Consider the following 23080-nt stretch of genomic DNA (forward strand, 5'->3'; position numbering starts at 1 on the left):
GCATGATCCTTGCCTGCATCATCGCGGTGCGCTCTCCCACGACGAGGACAATGCCGGACGTTGCGTGAGACCCTGACAGTTCTGGCCGGCCTGCTGGTGCTGGCGCTGCTCGCCGCGCTGGTGGGGCCCGGCTTCGTCGACTGGCGTGGCTACCGGCCGCATTTCGAGGAGCGGCTGGCGAGCGCGCTGGGCGTCGAGACCCGGATCGGCGGCGGCATCGGCCTGCGGTTGCTGCCCTCGCCGCGGCTGACGATCCAGGACGTCCGCTTCGGTGGTGAAGACGCGCAGGCGAGCCGGGCCGTGGTCGAGACGCTGACCGTCGAGCTCGCGCTGTCGGCCCTGATGCGCGGCGAATTCCGCATCGCCGATGCGCGGGCCGAGGGTGCGACGGTGGTCGTGGCGCTCGACGAGGCCGGCGCGCTGCGCCTGCCGGCCCGCACGGGCTCCGGCCTGCCGACACAGACCAGCCTCGACCGCCTCTCCGTCGGCCGTTCGGTACTGATCTGGCGCGAGGCGGACCGCGAACCCATCGCCATCGGGCCGATCGCCGCGGACATCTCGGCGGTGACGCTGGCGGGTCCCTGGCGGATCGAGGGCGAGGCCGCCGGTGCGTCCGTGCGCGTCACCACCGGCGCGATGGAGCCCGACGGGAGGCTGCGGGCCAAGGCCTTCGTGACGGGGCAGGACATCCAGCTGAGCTTCGACGGCAGCTTCCTGCTGCCGGGGGGCGGGGCGGCGCCTGGTCTCGACGGAGCCTTCACGCTGTCGCCCGGGGGCGCCATGGCGCTGTCCGGCAAGGTCACGGGCGGCGCTCGCCAGCTCGATGTCGCCGGCCTGGTCATCGACATCGCCGGTGGTGCGGCGCGGCTGGAGGGCGAGGGGCAGTTCCTGCCGGCGACGGGGACGGGCTCGCTCGCCCTGCGGGCGCGGCGGCTGGATGCGGATGCCCTGGCCGAGGCGCTGGCCGCGCGGTCCGGCTTCGAGCGCGTGCTGCAGACGCTGCCGGGACGTCTCGACTTCTCGCTCGACCTCGACCAGTTGATCTGGCGGGGCGAGGATTTCTCTGCTCTTGGCCTGCGCGGCCGGCTGGACGGCCATGGTCTCTCCGAGGCCACCGCATCGGTGCGCGTCGCGGGCGCCCTGCTGGGGGCGAGCGGGGCGGCCGATCGCGACGGCGTGGCCGGGCGGCTCAATCTCAAGGCCGACGATTCGCGGCGGATCGCGCTCGTTCTCGCCCGGGCCGGGCTCGACCCGGCGCTGGCCGATCTCGTCGCGGCGCTCGGCCAGATCGACGCCGAGGCGGTCGGCGCCTGGGATGGCGGGCGCGTCGGCCTGCAGCGGCTCATGGTGACGGGCTCCTCCGGCGTGCGGCTCGACCTCTCGGGCGACGTCACGCCGCAGCGGCTCGCCGCGAAGGCGGTGCTGAACGGGTTCGACCTCAACACGCTGCCACCGGGGACGAGCTTCGCCAGGCTGATCGGCACGCGTGATCTCGCGCTCGACCTCAGCCTGACGCAGGCCCGCTTCCGCAATGCGCCGCCGGGTTCGGCCAGTCTCGATCTGCGCCGGGAGGGGGCTGTCTGGCGCCTCAGCCGCCTGGCGATCGACGGTTTCGGCGGCGTCAATGTCTCAGGCTCTGGCGCGCTGCTCGCAGAGGGCGGCGAGATCGCGGGTCGCATCCGGGCGCCGCGCTTCGAGACGCTCGCGGCCCTGGCCGGTCCCCTTGTCCCCGAGGCGGCGCGGCCTGTGCTCGGCCGCGTCGGCGACGGGCTGTCGCGGCTCGATGCGGGCTTTCGCCTGACCCGGGCGCCGAGTGGAGAGACCGGCCTCGTCCTTGATGGTTCGGCGCAGGCCGGGCGGCTCTCCCTGACCGGGCGGCTCGACGGCGGCGGCCGCTGGACCGGTGCCCGCCTGCGTTTCGACCTGGCCGACCGTCGTCAGGCCTTCCAGGCGTTCGGGCTGCCAGCGCCGCGCCAGACCGGCCCGGGCGAGCTGGTGCTGGAGCAGAATGCCGCGAGGCTTGCCGCCACGCTGGCCGGCCCGGGCCTGTCCATGGTGCTGGAGCGGGACGGTTCGGCCGGCTCGCGGCTGACGCTCCAGGCCGAAGGGCCGGGCCAGATCCTGCCCGACGGCGCCGCGCGTTTGCTGCCGGACGGGCTCGTCGATGCCCATGCCCGCCTCGCCGTCACGCCGGAAGCGGTTACGTTCGACGAGGCGGTGTTCAACCTGGCCGGCGCCACGGCCAAGGGCACACTCGTCCTGGCGCGCGAGGGCGGCGGGCTTTCCGGCCGCCTCGCCCTGCCGACGGTCGATCTGCGCGGGTTGCTGGGCGCGGCGCTGGGGGCCGGCCCGTCGGGGCCTTCGACCTGGTCGACGGCGCGCTTCGGCCCGCCGGCGAGCCTGCCCGAATTCGATCTCGCGATCGAGGCCGGCGCGGTGACCGCGACGGACGGCGTCATCCTGCGTGACGCGCGGTTTTCTCTGCGTGCGGATCAGGACGGTCTGCGGCTTGACGATTTCACCGCCGATTATGGCGGCGGCCGTGTCGGCGGCCGGTTCACGACCCGGCGCGAGGGCGGGTTGGCGCAGCTGTCGGGCCGCGTGACGCTCGAAGGCGTCGATCTCGCGCCGCTCACGGGCGGCGGCCTCGGCGGCAAGGTGTCCGGCCAGGTTGAGGCGGGCGGCTCGGGCGAGAGCCCGGCGCGGCTGATCGCCGGACTCGGTGGAGCCGGCGCCCTGACCTTCGCGGAGGCACGCCTCAGCCGTTTCGACCCCGCGGCCTATGCGCGGATCATCGCGACGACGGGGGAGGATGCGTCCGAAAGCGATGCGGCCCGGCTGCAGCAGCGCCTGTCGGAGGCGCTCGACCGTGACGGCTGGGCGCTCGGCAGCGTCACCGTGCCGTTTACGCTGGCCGGCGGGCTGGTGCGGCTGCAGCCGCTGACCTTTGAGCGCGACGGGCTGCGGACGGAGGCGAGCGGCATCGTCGATCTGCGGGCGCTGACGCTCGATCTGCGCCTCGGCCTCAGGCCGCTGGGGGCGCTGCCCAAGGGCTGGCCAGCCGATGCGCCGCAGGTCGGCGTCGCCTGGCGCGGGCCGCTCGCCGCGCCGCGGCGGGAGACGGATGTGAATGCGCTCTCCAACATGGTGGCGGCGCGGGCGCTGGCGCGCGAGATCGAGCGCGTCGAGGCGTTCGAGGCCGATGCCCGCGAGCGCGCGGCCCATTCCCGGCGTCTGCGGGCGGAGCGCGAGATGCGCGAAAATGCGCGCAAGCTCGCCGAGTTCCTGAAGGCGGAGGAGGAGCGCCGTCTGGCCGAGGAAAAGCGCGCCGAGGAGGAACGCCGGGCCGAGGAGGCCCGCCGCCTCGTCGAGGAGCGACGTGCGGAAGAGCTGCGCCGGGCCGAGCAGGCCCGGATGGAGCAGGAGATGCGCCGTCGCATCGAGGCGGAGGAGCGGGCCGCGCGGGCGCGTGCGGCTGCCGAGCGGGCCGCCGCCGAGCGGGCCGCTGCAGAGCGTGCCGCGACACCGCAGACGCAGCCCGGGCCGCTGATCCTGCCCACGGCGCCGCGGGCCAATTTCCCCGACCCCGTGCTGCAGCCCGCGCCGCCGCTGGCGCCGCCGGTGGACATCCAGTCCGTGCCACGGCCGCTCTCGCGCGGCGTCCCGCCGGGTTGAGCGCCGACCTCGCAGACTGAATCAGGGCATTGCGGCATCGATTCAGGCGACGCCAGCAAGCTGCTGCGCGGAAACAGGTTTTCGGGGAACCCTGCAGTGGCTTGCCGCTGGCTTTGCGCCTTCAGGCCTCGGGTCCAGCCGCGAGCCGGCGATAATGCGCGAGCACGTGCAGGCGCAGCGCCGAGGAGAGGTTGACGCCCTCGCGGCTTTGGTCGATCGCGGCGATCAGGCCCGCCACGGTCAGTCCCTGCGCGGCGGCGATCTCCTTCAGCGACTCCCAGAAAGGTTCTTCCAGCGAGACGCTGGTGCGGTGGCCGGCGACGGTCAGCGAGCGCTTGCGCTCCGCGCTCACGGCGTCGGCTCGTCATCGGGTGGAGCGAGGCGGTGCCCGTCCAGCGTGCGGCCGGCCTTGTCGCGCTCGGCCTGCGTCAGGCTTCGCTCCGCCTTGGTCCGGCCGAAGGCGATGCGGTTCTGCTGCGCCTGCTGCTCCGCCTCCTGCCGCGCGCGCTGCTTGCGGGCCCGGCGCAGATTGACGATCTCGGCCATGGCGGGCGCCCGCTCAGGCCGGGCCGAGCATCAGCTCGGGCCTGACGGTGGCGTCGAACAGGTCGGCGGCGACACCGGCGCGCAGCGCTTCCTCGCGCAGGGTCGTGCCGTTGTGATGGGCCGCCTTGGCGATGCCGGCTGCGCCGTCATAGCCGATGGCAGGCGCCAGTGCCGTCACCAGCATCAGCGAGCGCGACAGCAGTTCCCGGAGCTGGTCCTCATTGGCGACGATGCCCTCCACGCAGTTGGTGCGGAAGCTGTCGGCTGCGTCGGTCAACAGCCTCACCGACTGCAGGAAGGCGGCGGCGATCACCGGCTTGAAGACGTTCAGCTCGAAATGGCCCTGGCTGGCGGCGAAGCCGATCGTGGTCTGGTTGCCCATGACCTGCGCCGCGACCATGGTCAGCGCCTCGGCCTGGGTCGGGTTGACCTTGCCGGGCATGATCGAGGAGCCGGGCTCGTTCTCGGGGAGGCTGATCTCGCCGAGGCCCGAGCGCGGGCCTGAGCCCATCAGGCGGATGTCGTTGGCGATCTTGAACAGGTCGGCGGCGAGCGCCGCGAGCGCACCATGGGCGGCGGCGAGCGCGCCATGGCTCGCCAGCGCCTCGAACTTGTTCTCGGCGCTGCGGAAGGGCACGCCGGTCAGGGCCGCGACCTCGCGGGCGAAGAGGGCGGCGAAATCGGGATGCGTGTTGAGGCCGGTGCCGACGGCGGTGCCGCCCTGGGCCAGCGCATGGAGCCCGCCGAGCGACGCCTCGATCCGACTTATGCCGAGATGGAGCTGCATCGCATAGCCGGAGAATTCCTGGCCGAGCGTGACGGGCGTCGCATCCTGGAGATGGGTGCGCCCGATCTTGACCAGATCCTTGAAGGCCGCCGCCTTGTTCGCCAGCGCCTTTTCGAGCGCGCGCAGGGCCGGCAGCAGCGAGCGCGTGATCTCGAGCGCGGCCGCGATGTGCATCGCGGTGGGGAAGCAATCGTTGGAGGACTGGCCGCGATTGACGTGGTCGTTGGGGTGGACCGGGCTCTTGGCGCCGAGCCCCACGCCGAGAAGCTCGTTGGCCCGGTTCGCCAGCACCTCGTTGACGTTCATGTTGGTCTGCGTGCCGGACCCGGTCTGCCAAATCACCAGCGGGAAATGGCCGTCGAACTGGCCCGACAGCGCCTCGTCGGCCGCCTGGCCGATGGCGCCGGCGACGCGCTGGTCGATCAGCCCGAGGCGGGCGTTGACATGGGCGGCGGTCTTCTTGACCAGCACCAGGGCGTGGACGAGCGGCAGGGGCATGCGCTCGCGCTCGCCGCCGATGCGGAAATTCTCGAGCGAGCGCTGCGTCTGCGCGCCCCAGTAGCGGTCCGCGGGGACGGCGATCGGGCCGAAGGAATCGGTTTCGGTGCGGGTGTCGGACATGGGCAGCCTGCTCTGCGAGGGCTGCCGGGGCGGCGATGCGCCGAAGGACGAGCCCGTTGCTGTGGTCGGGGTGGGCTCGCGGGGCCGATCAGGTTTTCTTGCGGAAGGCGTCGAGGCTCACGACCTGGGCGCCGCCGCCGTCATCGGGCGCGGCTTCCGTCGCCTCGGCGGCGGGTTCCTCGGCCTGAGGCTTGGCGATCTTCGATCCGCCCTTGGCCGGAGCCTCGCCGCGCGCCTTGATCGCGGGGACGCCAGCCGGCGTCGCCTTGGCGGGGAGGGCGAGGGTCGCGGGTGGCGATTCGCTCGGCTCCGAGCCCGCCCCGCGCGGCCGCGGCGTGGCGGCGGCATCATTGGCGGAGGCGCCCTCGGTGTCCTGGGTCTCGAATTTCAGGCCGAACTGGACGGAGGGGTCGAAGAAGGTGGTGATCGCGTCGAAGGGGATCAGCAGCCGCTCGGGCACGTTCGAGAAGGACAGGCCGACCTCGAAGGCATGCTCGCTGACGCTCAGATCCCAGAACTGGTGCTGGAGGACGATCGTCATCTCGTCGGGATGCTTGTCGCGCAGGCGCTGCGAGACGCGTACGCCGGGCGCGCCGGTGCGGAAGGTCACGTAGAAATGGTGGTCGCCGGGCAGACCGTCGCGCCCCGCCTCCGATAGAATCTTGCGCACCACGCCCTTCAGCGCGTCCTGCACCATCAGATCGTAGCGAAGAACGTCCTTGGACATCGGGTCGAGGTTTCCGCTTCCAGCATCCCGCGGCAGCAGCCGGCCAGGCATCGAATGAAGTGGAGGCTTCTGTTGCCAGGCGCCTCCGGGCCCCGCCTTACGTCGCTAAACGGAAGGACTTAGGTTTGGGAACCAGCACCGCTTACGCGGCGACAGCAACCCGAGCATTGTTGTCGTTGGCAACTATGCGTTAGCCCTATAACGGCGGAACCATACCGGGCAAAAGAACGGCCTTTACACTCTCGTCGATCCTATTTCGCCCCCGCCGCAACCCTGCCACTCGGTGGCCTGGCAAGCCCGCGGTCCAAGATCCCGCAGGCCGCCCCATGGCTCGCGCCGCAGGGCTGTGGTGGAGGCGCCGGGTACCGCCCCCGGGTCCGAAAAGCTTATTCCGACGCTCGTTTATCGCCATAGCCGGACTTGCGACCGGCAAGCTCAATATAGGGACTGCAGAGGGCGGGGGAAAGAGCCGATGCACGCCAGGAGGCTTAATTTGCGAGAAGCCCGGTCTGGTCCAGCACGCGGCCGTCGCGGACATGGATGTCGACGGTGATTTCGGTGCCGCTGCGGTCCCGGCCCGCGACCTGCCAGCGGCCATCGGCGAGGATGACATCCTCGATATGGTCGATGCCCGAGCCCCAGGCGATCCGCCGGGCCGAGGCCTCCGAGATCTTTCCCGTCTCCTGTCCGGTGTGCGCGCCCACACCGGCGGGGTCTGAGCCGCTCCCGGCGGGCAGGGCACCCGCCCCTTCAGGGAGGCACGACAGCGAGACGCCGACACAGGCCATGAGAACCAGAGCCGGCCAGGCGCGGCGCGATCGTATCATCGTCATCTCCTCGTTTCTGCTCTCGGGCAGGAGATGGTGGCGGGCGGCGCGCGGCAAAGGGCTGCGCCGCTCAACTCCCCTCGCAATCGCGTGAGCGGGCTCAGCTCGGCTTCGGCCCCTGTCATCGGCTGGCGCGGTGGGTTGCGATGATCGAGCGCGAGAAAACAGGGGAAGGCGGCCGGGCCGACCGCGCCAGCGCCGCGGCCTGCGGCTATGGTGGCGCCGTTTCGATCGAGATTCGCTCATGCACCAGTATCACGACCTGCTCCGACGCGTCCTGGACGAGGGCGTCCGCAAGGACGACCGCACCGGCACCGGCACGCTGGCCGTGTTCGGCCACCAGATGCGCTTCGATCTGAGCGAGGGCTTCCCGCTCGTCACGACCAAGAAGCTGCACCTGAAGTCGATCATCCACGAGCTGATCTGGTTCCTGCGCGGCGACACCAATGTGCGCTACCTGCAGGAGAACGGCGTCACGATCTGGGACGAATGGGCCGACGAGAAGGGCGATCTCGGCCCGGTCTATGGCCGGCAATGGCGCTCATGGCCGGCGCCGGATGGGACGACGATCGACCAGATCGCCTGGCTAGTGAACGAGATCCGGCGCAATCCGGATTCGCGCCGGCTGATCGTCTCGGCCTGGAACCCCGCCGACATTCCCAAGATGGCGCTGGCGCCCTGCCACTGCCTGTTCCAGTTCTTCGTGGCCGATGGAAAACTGTCCTGCCAGCTCTACCAGCGCTCGGCCGACGTCTTCCTCGGCGTGCCCTTCAACATCGCGAGCTATGCGCTGCTGACACATATGGTGGCGCAGGTGACGGGTCTGGGCGTCGGGGAGTTCGTGCATTCCTTCGGCGACACGCATCTCTATGTGAATCATCTCGACCAGGCGAAGCTGCAGCTGACGCGGGAGTTCAGGCCGCTGCCGAAGCTCGCGCTCAACCCGGCCGTGACGCGGCTGGAGGATTTCCAGTTCGCCGACATCACCATCGAGGGCTACGACCCGCATCCCGGCATCAAGGCTCCGATCGCTGTATGACCCTCACCATCCGCCCCGCCCGGCCCGACGAGGCCGGCCTCGTGCTCGATTTCATCAGGGCGCTCGCCGAATACGAGAAGCTCGCCGACCATGTCGTCGCGACGCAGGCCGAGATCGCGGCTGCGCTCTTCGGCGAGAACCCAAGAGCCTTCTGCGACATCGCCGAATGGAACGGCGAGCCGGCGGGCTTTTCCGTCTGGTTCTACACCTACTCAACCTTTTCGGGCCGCCACGGCATCTGGCTCGAGGATCTCTTCGTGCACCCGCAGTTTCGCGGCCACGGCATCGGCAAGGCGCTGATGGCGGGGCTGGCGAAGCGCTGCATCGACGAAGGCCTGCCGCGGCTCGCTTGGTGGGTGCTGAACTGGAACGAACCCTCGCGCGTGTTCTATCGCTCGCTGGGCGCCAAGGCGCAGGACGAATGGACGGTGAAGCGGCTCGACGGCGAGGCGCTGGTGCGGCTGGCGGGGCAGGGCTGAGCGATGGCTTCGCTTCCCGTCGTGCTCGTCGCGGCCGTGGCCGATAATGGCGTCATCGGCGACGACAACCGCCTGATCTGGCGGCTGAAGACCGATCTGCGACGCTTCCGCAGCCTGACGCTCGGCCGCCCCGTGCTGATGGGCCGCAAGACCTTCCTCTCCATCGGCAAGCCGTTGCCCGGACGCGAAACGATCGTCCTGACCCGCGATCCCGCCTTCCGCCCCGAGGGCGTCCGCACCGCTGCCGATCTCGATGCTGCGCTGGCTCTGGCACAGCAGGTGGGGGCAGAGATGGGAGCCGACAGCGTCACGGTCGCCGGCGGGGCGGAGGTCTATCGGCAGGTGCTGCCGCTGGCCGACCGGCTAGAGCTCACCTTCGTCCACGCGGCGCCGGCGGGCGATGCCGTGTTTCCCGAGTGGGACCGTTCCGCCTTCGCCGCGGATGGACGCGAAAGCCATCCGGCCAGCCCCGATGACGAGCAACCCTTCACTTTCGCGACCTTTCGCCGCCGGGCCTGAGCCGCTTTCCGTTCACGATGAAGACCTTGCGTCGTTGACGAATCCATGGCCCATGCCCAAGTCAGCGCAGAACGCTCCGGCTGGGGAGCGCTGACAAGTGACCGCCGATCGCCTATGGCGAGCGAGCGGCATAGGAAGGGAACGGCGCGAGTATGCCTTGGAGCAACCAGAGCGGCGGTGGCAATAACGGGGGCGGACCCTGGGGCCAGCGCGGGGGTAGCGGCGGCGGCGGTGGCGGCGGCGGCGGTGGCGGCGGCGGCCCCTGGGGCGGTGGCTCCGGTGGCGGCAGCAATAGCGGCCCGCCCGATCTCGAGGATATCCTGCGCCGCAGCCAGGAGCGCCTGCGCAACATGATGCCGGGTGGCAATCTCGGCGGGCGCGGCCTGATCTTCGGCCTGCTCGCGCTGGTGGTGATCTGGCTCCTCACGGGCTGGTACATCGTCCGCCCGAACGAGGTCGGCCTGAATCTGCGCTTCGGCCAGTTCATCGGCAAGACCGGCGAAGGCCTCAACTACAACTGGCCCTATCCGATCGGCAGCGTGATCAAGCCGCAGGTGACCAATGTCATCACGACCGAGGTCGGCTTCCGCACCGTCGAGTCCGTGCGCGCCTCGCGCCAGTCGGACGTGATCGAAGAGAGCCTGATGCTCACCGGCGACGAGAACATCGTCGACATCGACGTGATCGTGCAGTGGCAGATCGACCCGGCCGCGCCCGAGAACTACGTCTTCAACATCCAGGACCCGCCGGGCACCGTGAAGGCCGTCGCCGAGAGCGCCATGCGCGAGGTCATCGGCCGGCGCAACATCCAGCCCGTGCTGACGACCGACCGCGCCGCGATCGAGACCGAAGTGCGCCAGCTCATGCAGGAGACGTTGAACGGCTACAATGCCGGCGTGCAGATTCGCCTCGTGCAGCTGCAGAAGGTCGATCCGCCGCAGCAGGTCATCGACGCGTTCCGCGACGTCCAGGCGGCGCGCGCCGACCAGGAGCGTCTGCGCAACGAGGCGGAGACCTATGCCAACCGGGTCGTGCCGGAATCGCGCGGTCGTGCGGCCCAGCTCCTCCAGTCGGCGGAAGCCTTCAAGGAGCAGACCGTGGCCGAGGCGCTCGGCCAGGCGAGCCGCTTCAACGCGGTCTACGAGCAGTACAAGCTGGCGCCGGCGGTGACCCGCGAGCGCCTCTTCCTCGAAACGATGGAGCGCGTTCTCGGCGGCACCGACAAGATCATCCTCGACGGCACGGCGAGCGGGCAGGGCGTCGTGCCCTATCTGCCGCTCGACCAGTTGCAGCAGAGGCGCCCCGCTCCGGGCGCCCCCCAGACGGGAGCGGTCCGATGAACAGTGGCATCATCCGCATCGGCCTTCTCGTCGTCCTCGGCATCGCGGCGGTCGTCTTCTACGCCATGACCTTCGTGGTCCAGCAGACGCAATCGGCCCTCGTGCTGCGCTTCGGCGCGGTCCGCAGCGTCGTCACCGCGCCCGGCCTCTACTTCAAGCTGCCGGCGCCGTTCGAGCAGGTCACCCTGCTCGACAACCGAATCCTCGATCTCGACCTGCCGGCGCAGGAAATCATCGCCTCGGACCAGAAGCGTCTCGTGGTCGATGCCTTCACGCGCTATCGCATCTCCGATCCGCTGCGCTTCTACCAGGCGGTCAACAACATCCCGCGGGCGAATTCGCAGCTCGCCTCGATCGTGAACGGTACCGTCCGGTCGGTGCTGGCCGAGGCCAGCTTCATCTCGATGGTCCGCAACGACCGGGCGCGGCTGATGATCCGTATCCGCGACGAGGTGAACCGCGAGGCCGCACGCTTCGGCATGACGGTGGTCGATGTCCGGCTGCGCCGGGTCGATCTGCCGGCCGCCAACTCGGCTGCGGTGTTCCAGCGGATGCAGACGGAGCGTCAGCGCGAGGCGGCGGAAGCGCGCGCTCTCGGTGCCCAGCAGGCCCAGGAGATCCGGGCCCGTGCGGACAGGGATTCCACCGTGATCGTGGCCGAAGCCCAGCGTCAGTCCGACGAGATCCGCGGCCAGGGCGAAGGCGAACGCAACCGCGTCTTCGCCGAGGCCTTCGGGAAGGATCAGGAGTTCTTCGCGTTCTATCGCTCGATGCAGGCCTATGAAGCCAGCATCAAGGCGGGTGACACGCGCATGGTCCTGTCTCCGGATTCGCCGTTCTTCCGGTTCTTCAATGGTCCGAACGCGCCCCGCAACGACGCCCAGCCGACGCTGCCGCCAGCGACGCCGGCCCCGGCCCGTCCCTGATCCCGTCCGGCGCCGCGCATGTGGGATTTCGTTGCGGCGCTGGGCCTCGTTTTCGCGATCGAGGGCATCCTGTTCGCAGCGGTGCCCCACCTCGCCAAGGAGGCGCTGCGAAGCGCCTCCGAGACGCCGCCGGAGACCATGCGGCTGATCGGCATCGGCTCGGCCGTGGTCGGGGTCTTGCTGGTCTGGTTCGTCCGCGGTTGAATTAAGCCTGACGCGGCGCCGACCTGAGAGCATTGCTGCCGGTCGCATGATCGTGTGTCGACCTTCCGCCGCATTTCGCGGTTCAATTGAAGATATGGCTCCCGTGCCGGGCGACTCGGCCGGATTTTCTTCACGAGGACACTGATGGCAACCAAACCCCTCTCGGCTTCCGCACCCCTTGTGCCCGCCTCGCGGCGCATCGCGCTCGCCGCCGGTGTGGGCGTGTTTTCGCTGCTGATGTCGCCCGTGCTGGCTCCGGCACAAACCGCCTCTGCGCCAATCCTGCAGGGTCAGGTGTCGCTGGCGGATCTCGCCGAGCGGGTCATGCCGGCGGTGGTCAACATCGCTGCCGTGACGACCAGCGAAACCCGCGGGCGCACGCTGCCGCAGATTCCGCAACTCGGCCCGGACACGCCCTTCGGCGACCTGTTCGAGGAGTTCTTCAACCGCCGCGGCCAGGGCCAGCAGGGGCAGGGCCAGGGTCAGGCACCGCAGCAGCGACGTTCGCAATCCGCCGGATCGGGCTTCGTGATCGACGGTTCGGGCCTCGTCGTCACCAACAACCACGTCATCGGCGACGCCAATGAGATCACAGTGATCTTCAACAGCGGCCTGCGGCTCAAGGCCGAGGTCGTCGGCAAGGACGCCAAGGTCGATCTCGCGGTCCTGCGCGTGAAGCACGACAAGCCGCTGCCGGCGGTGAAGTTCGGCGATTCCGACAAGATGCGCATCGGCGATCCCGTGATGGCGATCGGCAATCCGTTCGGGCTCGGCGGTTCGGTCTCGTCGGGCATCGTCTCGGCGCGCAACCGCGACATCCAGCAGGGTCCCTACGACACCTACATCCAGACCGACGCGGCCATCAACAAGGGCAATTCGGGCGGGCCGCTGTTCAACATGGCCGGCGAGGTCATCGGCATCAACACGGCGATCCTGTCGCCGACGGGCGGCTCGGTCGGCATCGGCTTTGCCGTGCCGTCCTCGCTGGCGACGTCGATCGTCGACCAGCTCAAGGAGTTCGGCGAGACCCGCCGCGGCTGGCTCGGCGTCCGCATCCAGAGCGTCGACGACGCCACCGCCGAGGCTCTCGGCCTGGGCTCGGCGCGCGGCGCGCTCGTCGCCGGCGTCGACGAGAAGGGCCCCGGCAAGCCGGCCGGCCTCGATGTCGGCGACGTGATCACCAAGTTCGACGGCAAGGAGGTCAAGGATTCGCGCGACCTGCCGCGCATCGTTGCCGCGACCCCGGTCGGCAAGGACGTGCCGGTCACGATCATGCGCAAGGGCAAGGAAGAGGTGAAGACGGTCAAGCTCGGCCGCCTCGAGGATGGCGAGAAGGTCCAGGCGGCTTCGGCGCGCACGCCGTCCGAGCCCGCCAAGCCCGCCGTCACCACCGCGCTCGGCCTCGAGTTCTCGCCGCAGACCGAGGAGTTGCGCAAGCGCTACTCGATCAAGGAGGGCGTCAAGGGCGTCGTGGTCACCAAGGTCGACCCGAACTCCAACGCCGCCGACAAGCGCGTGCAGGTCGGCGAGCTGATCGTCGAGATCGGCCAGGAGCCGGTGAACTCGCCGGAAGACGTGACCAAGCGCCTCGACGCGCTGAAGAAGGAGGGCAAAAAGTCGGCCCTTCTGCTGGTCTCCAACCCCCAAGGCGAGGTCCGCTTCGTCGCCGTGGCGATGAACTGAGCGACGCTTTCGTCGATCTGATGCCGGGGCGGCCGCGAGGCCGCCCTTTTTCGTGGGCCGGTTTCATGGGCCGGCGTCGCCGTGATGGTGGGGATGACCGATCGGCATTGGTGCCGGCCCGTGCGCGCTGGCAGGGTGGCGGCACGCCTCCGGAGAGCCTGCGATGAAACTGAGCGACATTCCCTTCGTCACCACCGACTGGTCGACGGTGCCGACCGAGCGTCATGCCGGCGATGTCGGCGAGGCGATCTGGCGCGTGCAGTTCTTCGGCCCGGCCGAGAACCGGATCCGGGTGCGGATGGTCGAGTACAGCCCCGGCTACGAGGCCGACCACTGGTGCTCCAAGGGTCACATCATCCTCTGCCTCGAGGGCGAGATGGAAACGACGCTGGCGGATGGGCGGGTGATGCCGCTCAAGGCCGGCATGACCTACCAGGTCGCCGACGGCGCCGAGGCGCATCGCTCGCGGACCCGGACGGGCGCGAAGCTGTTCATCGTGGATTAGGTCCGGACGATCTCGGTGCCCGTATAGCCCTGCGCATAGAGCAGCGCGGTCAGATCGGCATGGTCGAGCCGCGCATGGGCGGCGGCCGCGACCGCCGGCTTGGCGCGGAAGGCGACGCCGAGACCGGCCTCTCCGAGCATGGCGAGGTCGTTGGCGCCGTCGCCGACGGCCAGCGTTTGCGCGGGCGAAAGTGCGTGCTGCGTGCGCAGTTCGACCAGCGCGTCGAGCTTGGCCTGCTTGCCGAGGATCGGCTCGGAGACCTCGCCGATCAGGACCCCGTCCTGCGCGAGCAGGGTGTTCGAGCGGTGCTCGTCGAAGCCGATGGTCGCGCTGATCGGGCCGGTGAAGACGGTGAAGCCGCCCGAGACCAGCGCGGTGTAGCCGCCCTGGCGGCGCATGGTCATGACGAGTTCGCGCCCGCCCGGCGTCAGCGTAATGCGCTCACGGATGATCTCGGCCACGACCGAGAGCGGCACGCCCTTGAGCAGCGCGACGCGTTCGCGCAGTGCCGGCTCGAAGGCGATCTCGCCGCGCATGGCGCGCTCGGTGATGCCCGAGACCTTCTCCTTCAGCCCGACATAGGCGGCGAGTTCGTCGATGCATTCCTGCCCGATCATGGTCGAATCCATGTCGGCGAGGAACAGCGCCTTGCGGCGCGTCGCGGCCGGCTGCACGACGATGTCGACCGGCGCGCCGTCGAGGAGCGGCCGCAGATCGGCTTCGAGCTTGCGCGCATCGCCGGCTTCCGCGAAGAGGTCGGCCGCGATCTCGCCGTCGAGGCGCTGCGTGCGCTGCGCGCCGGGCAGGGCGGCGATGCGCTTCAGCAGGGCGTCGTCGAGCAGGGCCTGTCCATGGGCGGAAACCAGTGTCGCGACGAGCATGTGAAGGGCCGGATCAGGTGAACGGAGCAGCGGAGGGGATCAGGGCCGTGCTCATCGCAGGTCCGACCGCGAGCGGCAAGTCGGCGCTGGCGGTCGCGATCGCGCGCCAGTGCGGCGGTACCGTCGTCAACGCCGACTCGATGCAGGTCTATGCCGATCTGCGGACGCTGTCCGCCCGCCCGACGGCGGAGGAGGAAGCGGTGGTGCCGCACCGGCTCTATGGCCATGTCGACGGTGCCGTGAACCATTCGGCGATGCGCTACGCGGCCGATGTCGCCGCGGTGCTGGCCGAGTTGGCACAGAGCGGCTCGCTGCCGGTCATCGTCGGCGGCACGGGGCTCTATTTCAAGGCGCTGACCGAGGGGTTCTCCGCCATTCCCCCTGTCCCCGAGGCCGTCCGCACCGCTTTCCGCGAACGTGTGGCCGGGCAGGAGACCGGCTGCCTGCATGCCGAACTCTGCTCGCTCAACCCCGTGATGGGGGAGCGGCTGCGCCCCAGCGACCGGATGCGGATCATGCGGGCGCTGGAGGTGAAGATCGCGACCGGGCGCTCGCTGGCGAGCTTCCAGGGCGAGCGCCGGCCGGGGCCGCTCGACGGACGGCCCCTGCTGAAGCTCTTCGTCAGCCCCGAGCGCGAGGAGGTCCGCCGCCGGATCGATGCGCGCTTCGAGGCGATGATGGCGCAAGGCGCGCTGGAGGAGGTGGCGGCGCTGCGGGCGCGCCGGCTCAACCCGCTGCTGCCGGTGATGCGGGCTCATGGCGTGCCCGGGCTGATCGCCCATCTCGACGGTGCGATCGGGCTTGATGAGGCGGTCGCACGGGGCCAGGCCGATACGCGGGCCTATGCCAAGCGGCAGGTCACCTGGTTCCGGCACCAGATGGCGGACTGGCATGCGGTGGCGCCGGAGGCCGCGCTGGAACGGGCCCTGCGCGAACTCGCTCCCGCCGCCTGAGGGCTCAGGCGGCGACCACGAGATCGGGGTCGGCGAGGCGGATGCAGCGGCGTCCGTCATGCTTGGCGCGGTAGAGCGCCTTGTCGGCGCGGGCGATCAGGTCGGACAGGGTCTCGCCGCGCTGGCGGCAGGCGACGCCGAGGCTCGCGGTGACGGGCAGTGCCAGCGTTTCCGAGACGGGCAGGAGACGGGAGGCCAACACCTCCTGAATGCGCAGCGCAACGCGCAGCGCCGCTTCGAGATCGGCACTGGGCAGCAGCATGGCGAACTCCTCGCCGCCGAAGCGCCCAACCAGATCGCGCTCCATCCGGACCTGGCCGAGCAGCAGATCGGCGAAGGCGCGGATCACCGCATCGCCCGCGAGATGGCCATGGCAGTCGTTCACGGCCTTGAAATGGTCGATGTCGACGATGATCAGCGAGACGTCCGCGCCGCCGTCGTCGCTGGCCTGGATGGCTCGTACGGCCTTTTCGGTGAAGGAGCGGCGGTTGAGCAGTGCCGTCAGCGGGTCGGTCTCGGCCAGCCGGCGCAGTTCCTCCTCGCGCTCGTCGCGGTGCCCCATCTCCTCCGAGAGGGCGCGGCGCGTCGCGCGTTCGCGGCTGACCTCGAGGGCGAGCGTCGCGGCACGGCTCTGCAGCGTCTGGTTCGCGACGACGAGTTCCGAGATGTCGCTGATGGTCATGACCAGCCCGTCGCCCAGCGGCGCGACGGCGATCTGCAGCCAGACGGTCCGGCCATCGGCGCTCCATGAGGTCTCGATCCGGTCGGGCCGTCGCAGGTCGAGCGCGAAGAGGCAGCGCTGCCAGACCTGTGGATCTGCGAGGAAGGGCAGGGCGAGCCTGGCGTCGAGGTCCAGCAGCTCGGCGTCCGGATGTCCGGCCATTGCAGCTGCCTGGCGATTGGCGGTGATGACGGCCAGGCGCTCGAGTTGGCCCGCCGGGTCTCGGAAAGCGCGCAGGGCGACGATGCCCGAGGGCGAGGTGTCGAGAACGGCCGTGAGCAGTTCCTCGTGGAATTGCAGCGGACGAGAGAAGACGATGAGGCGGGCGCTGCCGTCCGCTGCGGTCGCCGGCATCAGCAGCCGCTCCCAGAGGCACACGCGCACGCTCGCGAGCGACCGGTGCACGGTGTAGGTGGCGCGGCCCTCGGCGAGTGTGCGGTCGCAGCAGGTGATGGTGAAGGCCGCGACCTGCCCGGTCATCGCCGAGACGCGCTCGCGCAGACGGCTCGCGCCGACATAGCGGACGATCTCGCGCCCGTAATGGCTGAAGGCGTAGTCGCCGTCTCCGGTCGGCGTCAGCACCATCAGGTCGTCGCCGAAGCGCGGCATGACCTCGTCGCGGAACTGCTCGAACGAGACGCCCGAAGGGCCGCGCGCGCAGGCTTCGAAGCGCTGCAGCAGCTGGCCGATCTCGGGCGCGTTCGCTCTCGCGGCGATATGGTCGGTATGGACTTCTTGGTACATGGCCTCTCTCGGACCGCCTGACCGAACGCTACCAACCGCGGGTTGAGAAAGTGTTCCGGGATGCCATCGTCTTTTTCGCAGCGCCGAGGCCTGCCGATACGGCACCGCAGGACGCTTGACCCGGCGGCCCGCCTCGTCTAGCGTCCCGCAACATCTGCAAAGGGTCGAGGCGCCATGCGCAAGCTTATTATCGTAGGGGTGCGCTGGTAGGGGCCGGTTCTCGCAAGAGCCGCGTCTTCCCGACGCCAGCGCACGTCCAGGCCCCTCGCGGGCCTTTTTTATTGCCCGCTTTCCGACCTCGTTGTCCACCGAACTGCCGCAGGAGACCGTTATGAGCGAGATGATGACCGGTGCCGAAATGGTCGTCCGCGCGCTTCAGGATCAGGGTGTCGAACATCTGTTCGGCTATCCCGGAGGCGCCGTGCTGCCGATCTATGACGCGCTGTTCCAGCAGGACAAGGTCAAGCATGTCCTCGTCCGCCACGAGCAGGGCGCCGTCCACGCGGCCGAGGGCTATGCGCGCTCGACGGCCGGCAAGGTCGGCTGCGTCCTTGTCACCTCCGGCCCCGGCGCGACCAACGCGGTCACCGGGCTGACCGACGCGCTGCTGGATTCGATCCCGCTCGTCGTCATCACCGGCCAGGTGCCGACGCATCTGATCGGGTCAGACGCGTTCCAGGAATGCGACACGGTCGGCATCACGCGCTCCTGCACCAAGCACAACTACCTGGTGAAGAGCATCGCGGATTTGCCGCGGATCCTGCACGAGGCGTTCTATGTCGCGGCGAATGGCCGCCCCGGCCCCGTCGTCATCGACATTCCCAAGGACATCCAGTTCGCGAGTGGGCTCTACAGCCGCCCGCGCGACAACCAGCACAAGACCTACCGTCCGACCGTCAAGGGCGACCTGAACAAGATCAAGGCGGCCGTCGCGCTGATGGCGAGCGCGAAGAAGCCGGTGTTCTACACCGGCGGCGGCGTCATCAATGCCGGCCCGCACGCTTCGGCGCTGCTGCGGGAACTCGTGCGGCTGACCGGTTTCCCGGTGACCTCGACGTTGATGGGGCTTGGCGCTTATCCTGCCGCCGACAAGCAGTGGCTCGGCATGCTCGGCATGCACGGGACCTACGAGGCCAATCTCGCGATGCATGACTGCGACGTCATGATCAACATCGGCGCGCGCTTCGATGACCGGATCACCGGCCGTCTCGACGGCTTCTCGCCGCGCTCGCGGAAGATCCATGTCGACATCGATCCATCCTCGATCAACAAGACGGTCAAGGTCGACATCGGCATCGTCGGCGACTGCGCCCATGTGCTCGAGGACATGGTCCGCGTCTGGCGCGAGACCAGCCCGCAGATCGACAAGACCGCGTTGACCGCCTGGTGGACACAGATCGACGGCTGGCGGGCCCGCCAGAGCCTCGCCTACAAGCAGTCCGGATCGGTTATCAAGCCGCAATACGCGATCGAGCGGCTCTATGAGCTGACCAAGAACCGCGACACCTACATCACGACCGAGGTCGGCCAGCACCAGATGTGGGCGGCGCAGTATTACCGCTTCGAGGAGCCCAACCGCTGGATGACCTCGGGCGGCCTGGGTACGATGGGCTACGGCCTGCCGGCCGCCATCGGCGTGCAGATGAAGCATCCCAAGGCGCTGGTGATCGACATCGCCGGCGAGGCGTCGATCCTGATGAACATGCAGGAGATGTCGACGGCGGTGCAGTACCGGCTGCCGGTCAAGATCTTCATCCTGAACAACGAATACATGGGCATGGTGCGCCAGTGGCAGGAACTCCTGCATGGCGGGCGCTATTCCGAGAGCTATTCGGAATCCCTGCCCGATTTCGTGAAGCTGGCCGAGGCCTATGGTGGCCACGGCATCCGCTGCTCGGACCCGGCCTCGCTCGACGACGCGATCATGGAGATGATCGAGACGCCGAAGCCCGTGATCTTCGACTGCCTCGTCGCCAAGCAGGAGAACTGCTTCCCGATGATCCCGTCGGGCAAGGCGCATAACGAGATGATCCTGCCTGATTTCGAGGGCGACACCGGCGAGATCATCGACGCCAAGGGCAAGCAGCTGGTGTGACGGGGCTAGTTTCTCTCAGACCTCATCCTGAGGAGCGCCGCAGGCGCGTCTCGAAGGATGCTTCACGAGGCTCGGGAGACATCTGGATCATCCTTCGAGACGCGGGCTTGCGCCCGCTCCTCAGGATGAGGGCTGAGGGGATATGACCATGACCACGATCGGCCTGATCGGCGGAATGAGCTGGGAATCGACGGCCGTCTATTACCGGCTGCTGAACGAGGGCGTGCGGGCACGCCGGGGCGGCCTGCACTCGGCCGACATCCTGCTGCACTCGCTCGACTTTTCCGAGATCGCGGAGATGCAGGCGAAGGGCGACTGGGATGCCGCCGGCGACGTTCTGGCGGAGAGCGCGCTGCGGCTGGAGCGGGCAGGGGCCGGGTGCCTCGTCCTGTGCACCAACACCATGCACAAGGTGGCCGACCGCATCACCGCCGCGACGCGCGTCCCCTTCCTGCATCTCGCCGACGTCACCGCCAAGGCTGTGAAGCGCCGGGGCGTCCGCCGGCCGCTGCTGCTGGCGACGCGCTTCACGATGGAGCAGCGTTTCTATCTCGGGCGGCTCGCCGCCTTCGGGATCGAGGCGATGGTGCCCGAGGATGCGCAACGGACCGAGATCCACCGTGTCATCTATGAGGAGCTCTGCCGCGGGCGCATCGAGCCGGCTTCCAAGGCGCGCTATCTCGCGATCATCGCGGAGGCGGCGGCGCAGGGCGCCGATGGCGTGATCCTCGGCTGCACCGAGATCGGGCTCTTGATCGGGCAGGAGGATCTCGCCCTGCCGGTGTTCGACACCACCGCGCTCCATGTCGAGGCCGCGCTCGACTTCGCCCTGGCGGCAGAAAGCCAGGCGGCATGAAACTCGTCATCGCCAACAAGAACCACTCCTCCTGGTCGCTGCGGCCCTGGCTGCTGCTGACCGAGTTCGGCATTCCCTTCGAGGAGGTGCTGATCCCGTTCGGCCAGACCTTCGACGATCCCGAATGGAAGCGGGCGATCTCCGCCTTCACCCCGGCGGGCAAGGTGCCGGCGCTGATCGACGGCGATATCCGGGTCTGGGAATCGCTGGCGATCATGGACCATGTCGCCGATACGCGCCCCGATCTCGCGATCTGGCCGCGCGACCCGGCGGCGAAGGCGATGGCGCGCTCGATCGCGGCGGAGATGCATGCCGGTTTCCAGGCCCTGCGCGGCGCCTGCCCGATGAACCTCGCCTGGGTCCACCCGCGGCGCGATCGCGGCCCGAAGGTCGCCGCCGACGTGGCCCGCATCGCCGCGATCTGGAACGAGGCGCGGGCGCGTTTCGGCGCCGGTGGGCCTTTCCTGTTCGGCGCGTTTTCGGCGGCTGACGCCATGTTCGCGCCGGTCACGGCTCGCTTCACCGGCTACGGTATCCGGCTGGACGACGTCTGCGGCGCCTATTGCGACGCCGTGCAGGCCACCAAGGGCTACACTTCCTGGCGGATGGCCGCCTTCGCCGAGCCCTGGATCATCGCCGAGGACGAGGCAAACGAGCCGGTCCTCACCGATCACCGTTCCTTTCTCAGCCGCAGTCGGGTCTCTCCATGAACACGTCGTCGCATTATCCCAACGCTCCCGTCGCCCAGCCGGTCGCCCGGCACACCCTGGCCGTGATCGTCGACAACGAGCCGGGCGTGCTGGCACGCATCGCCGGCCTCTTCTCCGGCCGCGGCTACAACATCGAGAGCCTCACCGTCTCTGAGACCGAGCACGAGAAGCATCTCTCGCGCATCACCGTCGTGACCTCCGGGACCGCGGCCGTGATCGACCAGATCAAGGCCCATCTCAACCGGCTCGTGCCCGTCCATCGCGTCGTCGACCTGACGCTGCAGGGCGAGGCGCTGGAGCGCGAACTCGCCCTGGTCAAGGTCGTCGGCAAGGGCGACCACCGCGTCGAGGCGATGCGACTGGCGGCGGCCTTCGGGGCGCGCACGCTCGACGCCTCGCTGACCTCCTTCGTCTTCGAACTGACCGGCACGACCGAGGAAATCGAGCGCTTCATCAAGCTTATGACGGCGGTGGGGCTGACGGAGGTTTCGCGTACCGGCATCGCCGCGATGAGCCGCGGCCCCGAGGCGATGTAGCCTTTGCGGATATCCAGGCGCGGTGTTACGGATATCCGGGCAGGGAGGCGGGCCATGAAAGTCCAGGTCGCCAAATGGGGCAACAGCACCGCGGTGCGGTTGCCCAAGGCCGTGGTGGAGCAACTCGGCCTGAAGCCGGGGATGACGGTCGATGTGTCGGTGGAGGATGGCAAGCTCAAGCTGGTGCCTCTCGATGGCACCGGCGAGACAGCGTATCCGCCGGGTCGGCCTGAACCTTTCCCGGTGACGCTGGAATGGATGATCGAGGAAGCCCGACGTCTCGGCGGTATCGAGAATGCGCCTCGCGACGACGTGGATTGGGGACCCGATGTGGGCTCCGAGGTGATCTATGACGACTACAATCCGCGCAAGCGGGCATCCTGAGCCTGGCGAGGTCTACTGGGTCGATCTCGATCCTGTCCTCGGTTCGGAGCAGGCTGGTCGGCGACCCGTCATCGTCTTGTCCGACGACTCGCTCCACCAGTTCTCGTCACGCATCCTGATCTGCCCCATTACATCCAACTCTCAGCCTTGGCCGACGAAAGTCGAAATCCCGGCGGGCTGCGTCGTGCACGGTTTCGTGCTGACCGATCAGGCCCGCATGATCGATCGTGATTTTCGCAAGCTGCGCCTTGTCGGCAGGCTCCCCGAAGCGGTGACTCTGCGTGTCAGACATCGCGTCGCAGCGTATATGAACATCATCCCCGTGACCGAAACATCGCAATCATGACCCTCGAACAGATCGCGCTCGGCCTCGGCATCGCGGGCTTCGCCTGTTTCGCCTGGCCGATCCTGCAGCGCCTGCGGGGGGCCGCGCCGGCGGAGGCCCGGGGCAGCGGGTCCAGTCTGCGCTCGCCGCTCTGGTGGGCGGGATTCGTGCTGACGGTCGCCGCGATCTTCCTGCAGCGCATCGCGACCCAGCAGGCGGGTGGAGGCTAGGCCGCACCGCCGTTGCTGAGCAGAACGAAGCTGCTTGCGCCGGCCGCGAGGTCGCGCTAGAGAGCCGAACCGTAACGTACGGTACTCTTTCGCCGGTCTCTCAGAACGCATGACGACGACGCCTCCCCTGACAGAGACGGACGAGCCCACGGCCCGGCAGCAGGCCGTGCTCGACGCCGTGCTGTCGCTGATGGTGGAGGAGGGGGACCAGCTCACCATGACGGCGGTGGCCCGCCGGGCGAGCTGCTCGAAGGAGACGCTCTACAAGTGGTTCGGCGACCGCGACGGGCTTCTGGCCGCGACCGTGCGCTGGCAGGCGGCGCGGGTGCGAGCCGGCCGCTATGACCGCCCGACGCTCGACATCGCGACGCTGCGCGACAGCCTGAAGGGCTTCGCCGAAACCTGGCTCACCGTGATTTCGAGCCCCACCTCGATCGCGCTCAATCGGCTGGCGATCGGCCATGCGGCCTCGCGCAAGAGCAATCTCGGCGGAATCGTGCTGGCGAATGGCCGCTTCGCCATCGGCGAGCGGCTGCGGCCGGTGCTGGAGGCTGGCCGCGAGGCGGGACTTTTGGCCTTTGACGATTCGGAGACGGCGTTTCGCACCTTTTTCGGCCTCGTCGGCCGGGACGTGCAGATTCGCCTGCTGCTCGGCGACGGCCTGACCTTCGCCCAAGACGAGATCGCGCGCGACGCCACCCGGGCGACCGACCAGTTCCTCACCCTTTACGGACGGCCGACAACCGCCCGGCGAGCCTGAAGAAACC

25 protein-coding genes and 1 other RNA gene are annotated in these 23080 nt (G+C 69.1%); 18 read left to right on the forward strand and 8 right to left on the reverse strand.

From position 1 onward, the window contains the following. Positions 1-60: 60 nt before the first annotated feature. Positions 61-3675, forward strand: a complete 3615-nt coding sequence (locus SJY11_RS10960) for an AsmA family protein (RefSeq protein WP_376986629.1) — start codon at positions 61-63, stop codon at positions 3673-3675. 121 nt (positions 3676-3796) lie between these two features. Here SJY11_RS10960 and SJY11_RS10965 read toward each other — a convergent pair whose 3' ends face one another. The 6 genes from SJY11_RS10965 to SJY11_RS10990 form a co-directional block, all read right to left on the reverse strand. Continuing rightward, positions 3797-4027, reverse strand: coding sequence for a ribbon-helix-helix domain-containing protein (locus tag SJY11_RS10965; protein ID WP_376986630.1), 231 nt, complete (start codon positions 4025-4027; stop codon positions 3797-3799). Next, the gene (locus SJY11_RS10970; RefSeq protein ID WP_376986631.1) at positions 4024-4221 is read right to left on the reverse strand and encodes a DUF4169 family protein; all 198 of its coding nucleotides are present in this window, start codon (positions 4219-4221) and stop codon (positions 4024-4026) included. Before SJY11_RS10970 ends, SJY11_RS10965 begins: the two co-directional genes overlap by 4 nt. Before the next feature lie 13 nt (positions 4222-4234). Further along, the gene (gene fumC, locus SJY11_RS10975) at positions 4235-5629 is read right to left on the reverse strand and encodes a class II fumarate hydratase (RefSeq protein ID WP_376986632.1); all 1395 of its coding nucleotides are present in this window, start codon (positions 5627-5629) and stop codon (positions 4235-4237) included. Positions 5630-5717: 88 nt separating this feature from the next. Beyond that, positions 5718-6356, reverse strand: coding sequence for an SspB family protein (locus tag SJY11_RS10980; protein ID WP_376986633.1), 639 nt, complete (start codon positions 6354-6356; stop codon positions 5718-5720). A gap of 58 nt (positions 6357-6414) precedes the next feature. Continuing rightward, positions 6415-6826, reverse strand: a transfer-messenger RNA (tmRNA) gene (ssrA, locus tag SJY11_RS10985). 18 nt (positions 6827-6844) lie between these two features. Then, positions 6845-7183, reverse strand: a complete 339-nt coding sequence (locus SJY11_RS10990) for a hypothetical protein (RefSeq protein WP_376986635.1) — start codon at positions 7181-7183, stop codon at positions 6845-6847. A 244-nt stretch (positions 7184-7427) separates the two neighbouring features. On the opposite strand from SJY11_RS10990, the gene SJY11_RS10995 reads away from it, so the two are divergent. From SJY11_RS10995 to SJY11_RS11030, 8 genes are all read left to right on the forward strand, one after another. Then, entirely contained in the window at positions 7428-8222 is a 795-nt protein-coding gene (locus tag SJY11_RS10995; RefSeq protein ID WP_376986636.1) for a thymidylate synthase, read from the forward strand. Further along, positions 8219-8701 carry a GNAT family N-acetyltransferase gene (locus SJY11_RS11000; protein ID WP_376986637.1) on the forward strand — a complete coding sequence of 161 codons (483 nt, stop codon included), beginning with the start codon at positions 8219-8221 and terminating at the stop codon, positions 8699-8701. The genes SJY11_RS10995 and SJY11_RS11000 overlap by 4 nt, the downstream gene beginning before the upstream one ends. Before the next feature lie 3 nt (positions 8702-8704). Further along, positions 8705-9220, forward strand: a complete 516-nt coding sequence (locus SJY11_RS11005; RefSeq protein ID WP_376986638.1) for a dihydrofolate reductase — start codon at positions 8705-8707, stop codon at positions 9218-9220. A 152-nt stretch (positions 9221-9372) separates the two neighbouring features. Further along, positions 9373-10560, forward strand: coding sequence for an FtsH protease activity modulator HflK (gene hflK / locus SJY11_RS11010; protein ID WP_376986639.1), 1188 nt, complete (start codon positions 9373-9375; stop codon positions 10558-10560). Continuing rightward, positions 10557-11486: a protease modulator HflC gene (gene hflC, locus SJY11_RS11015; protein WP_376986640.1), complete on the forward strand. Its 930-nt coding sequence runs from the start codon at positions 10557-10559 to the stop codon at positions 11484-11486. The genes hflK and hflC overlap by 4 nt, the downstream gene beginning before the upstream one ends. An 18-nt stretch (positions 11487-11504) precedes the next feature. Continuing rightward, entirely contained in the window at positions 11505-11690 is a 186-nt protein-coding gene (locus SJY11_RS11020) for a DUF2065 domain-containing protein (protein ID WP_376986641.1), read from the forward strand. A 144-nt stretch (positions 11691-11834) separates the two neighbouring features. Beyond that, a complete protein-coding gene (locus tag SJY11_RS11025) occupies positions 11835-13373 on the forward strand; it encodes a Do family serine endopeptidase (RefSeq protein ID WP_376986642.1) in 1539 nt (512 codons plus the stop codon). Positions 13374-13536: 163 nt separating this feature from the next. Continuing rightward, positions 13537-13878, forward strand: a complete 342-nt coding sequence (locus SJY11_RS11030) for a DHCW motif cupin fold protein (protein WP_376986643.1) — start codon at positions 13537-13539, stop codon at positions 13876-13878. Here SJY11_RS11030 and serB read toward each other — a convergent pair. Continuing rightward, the gene (gene serB / locus SJY11_RS11035) at positions 13875-14759 is read right to left on the reverse strand and encodes a phosphoserine phosphatase SerB (RefSeq protein ID WP_376986644.1); all 885 of its coding nucleotides are present in this window, start codon (positions 14757-14759) and stop codon (positions 13875-13877) included. The genes SJY11_RS11030 and serB overlap by 4 nt on opposite strands. A gap of 17 nt (positions 14760-14776) precedes the next feature. On the opposite strand from serB, the gene miaA reads away from it, so the two are divergent. Then, complete coding sequence (gene miaA, locus SJY11_RS11040) at positions 14777-15712, forward strand: tRNA (adenosine(37)-N6)-dimethylallyltransferase MiaA (RefSeq protein ID WP_376986645.1); 936 nt, start codon at positions 14777-14779, stop codon at positions 15710-15712. A gap of 4 nt (positions 15713-15716) precedes the next feature. Here the strand turns inward: miaA and SJY11_RS11045 are convergent, their stop codons facing one another. Continuing rightward, complete coding sequence (locus tag SJY11_RS11045; protein WP_376986646.1) at positions 15717-17177, reverse strand: GGDEF domain-containing protein; 1461 nt, start codon at positions 17175-17177, stop codon at positions 15717-15719. Between the two features lie 331 nt (positions 17178-17508). On the opposite strand from SJY11_RS11045, the gene SJY11_RS11050 reads away from it, so the two are divergent. The 8 genes from SJY11_RS11050 to SJY11_RS11085 all read left to right on the forward strand — a co-directional run bounded on the left by SJY11_RS11050 (position 17509) and on the right by SJY11_RS11085 (position 23073). Further along, on the forward strand, positions 17509-19272 hold the full coding sequence (locus tag SJY11_RS11050) for an acetolactate synthase 3 large subunit (protein ID WP_376986647.1): 1764 nt from the start codon (positions 17509-17511) through the stop codon (positions 19270-19272). Positions 19273-19420: 148 nt separating this feature from the next. Further along, positions 19421-20128, forward strand: coding sequence for an aspartate/glutamate racemase family protein (locus tag SJY11_RS11055; RefSeq protein ID WP_376986648.1), 708 nt, complete (start codon positions 19421-19423; stop codon positions 20126-20128). After that, a complete protein-coding gene (locus tag SJY11_RS11060; protein WP_376986649.1) occupies positions 20125-20838 on the forward strand; it encodes a glutathione S-transferase family protein in 714 nt (237 codons plus the stop codon). The genes SJY11_RS11055 and SJY11_RS11060 overlap by 4 nt, the downstream gene beginning before the upstream one ends. Further along, positions 20835-21374, forward strand: a complete 540-nt coding sequence (gene ilvN, locus SJY11_RS11065; RefSeq protein WP_376986651.1) for an acetolactate synthase small subunit — start codon at positions 20835-20837, stop codon at positions 21372-21374. Before SJY11_RS11060 ends, ilvN begins: the two co-directional genes overlap by 4 nt. A 54-nt stretch (positions 21375-21428) precedes the next feature. Then, complete coding sequence (locus SJY11_RS11070) at positions 21429-21758, forward strand: AbrB/MazE/SpoVT family DNA-binding domain-containing protein (protein WP_376986652.1); 330 nt, start codon at positions 21429-21431, stop codon at positions 21756-21758. After that, positions 21724-22104 carry a type II toxin-antitoxin system PemK/MazF family toxin gene (locus tag SJY11_RS11075; protein ID WP_376986653.1) on the forward strand — a complete coding sequence of 127 codons (381 nt, stop codon included), beginning with the start codon at positions 21724-21726 and terminating at the stop codon, positions 22102-22104. Before SJY11_RS11070 ends, SJY11_RS11075 begins: the two co-directional genes overlap by 35 nt. Beyond that, a complete protein-coding gene (locus tag SJY11_RS11080) occupies positions 22101-22313 on the forward strand; it encodes a hypothetical protein (protein WP_376986654.1) in 213 nt (70 codons plus the stop codon). The genes SJY11_RS11075 and SJY11_RS11080 overlap by 4 nt, the downstream gene beginning before the upstream one ends. Positions 22314-22422: 109 nt before the next feature. Then, on the forward strand, positions 22423-23073 hold the full coding sequence (locus SJY11_RS11085; RefSeq protein ID WP_376986656.1) for a TetR/AcrR family transcriptional regulator C-terminal domain-containing protein: 651 nt from the start codon (positions 22423-22425) through the stop codon (positions 23071-23073). The last annotated feature ends 7 nt before the right edge of the window (positions 23074-23080 follow it).

Origin of the sequence: Allobosea sp. R86505 (assembly GCF_042466375.1) — a bacterium.
GTDB lineage: Bacteria > Pseudomonadota > Alphaproteobacteria > Rhizobiales > Beijerinckiaceae > Allobosea.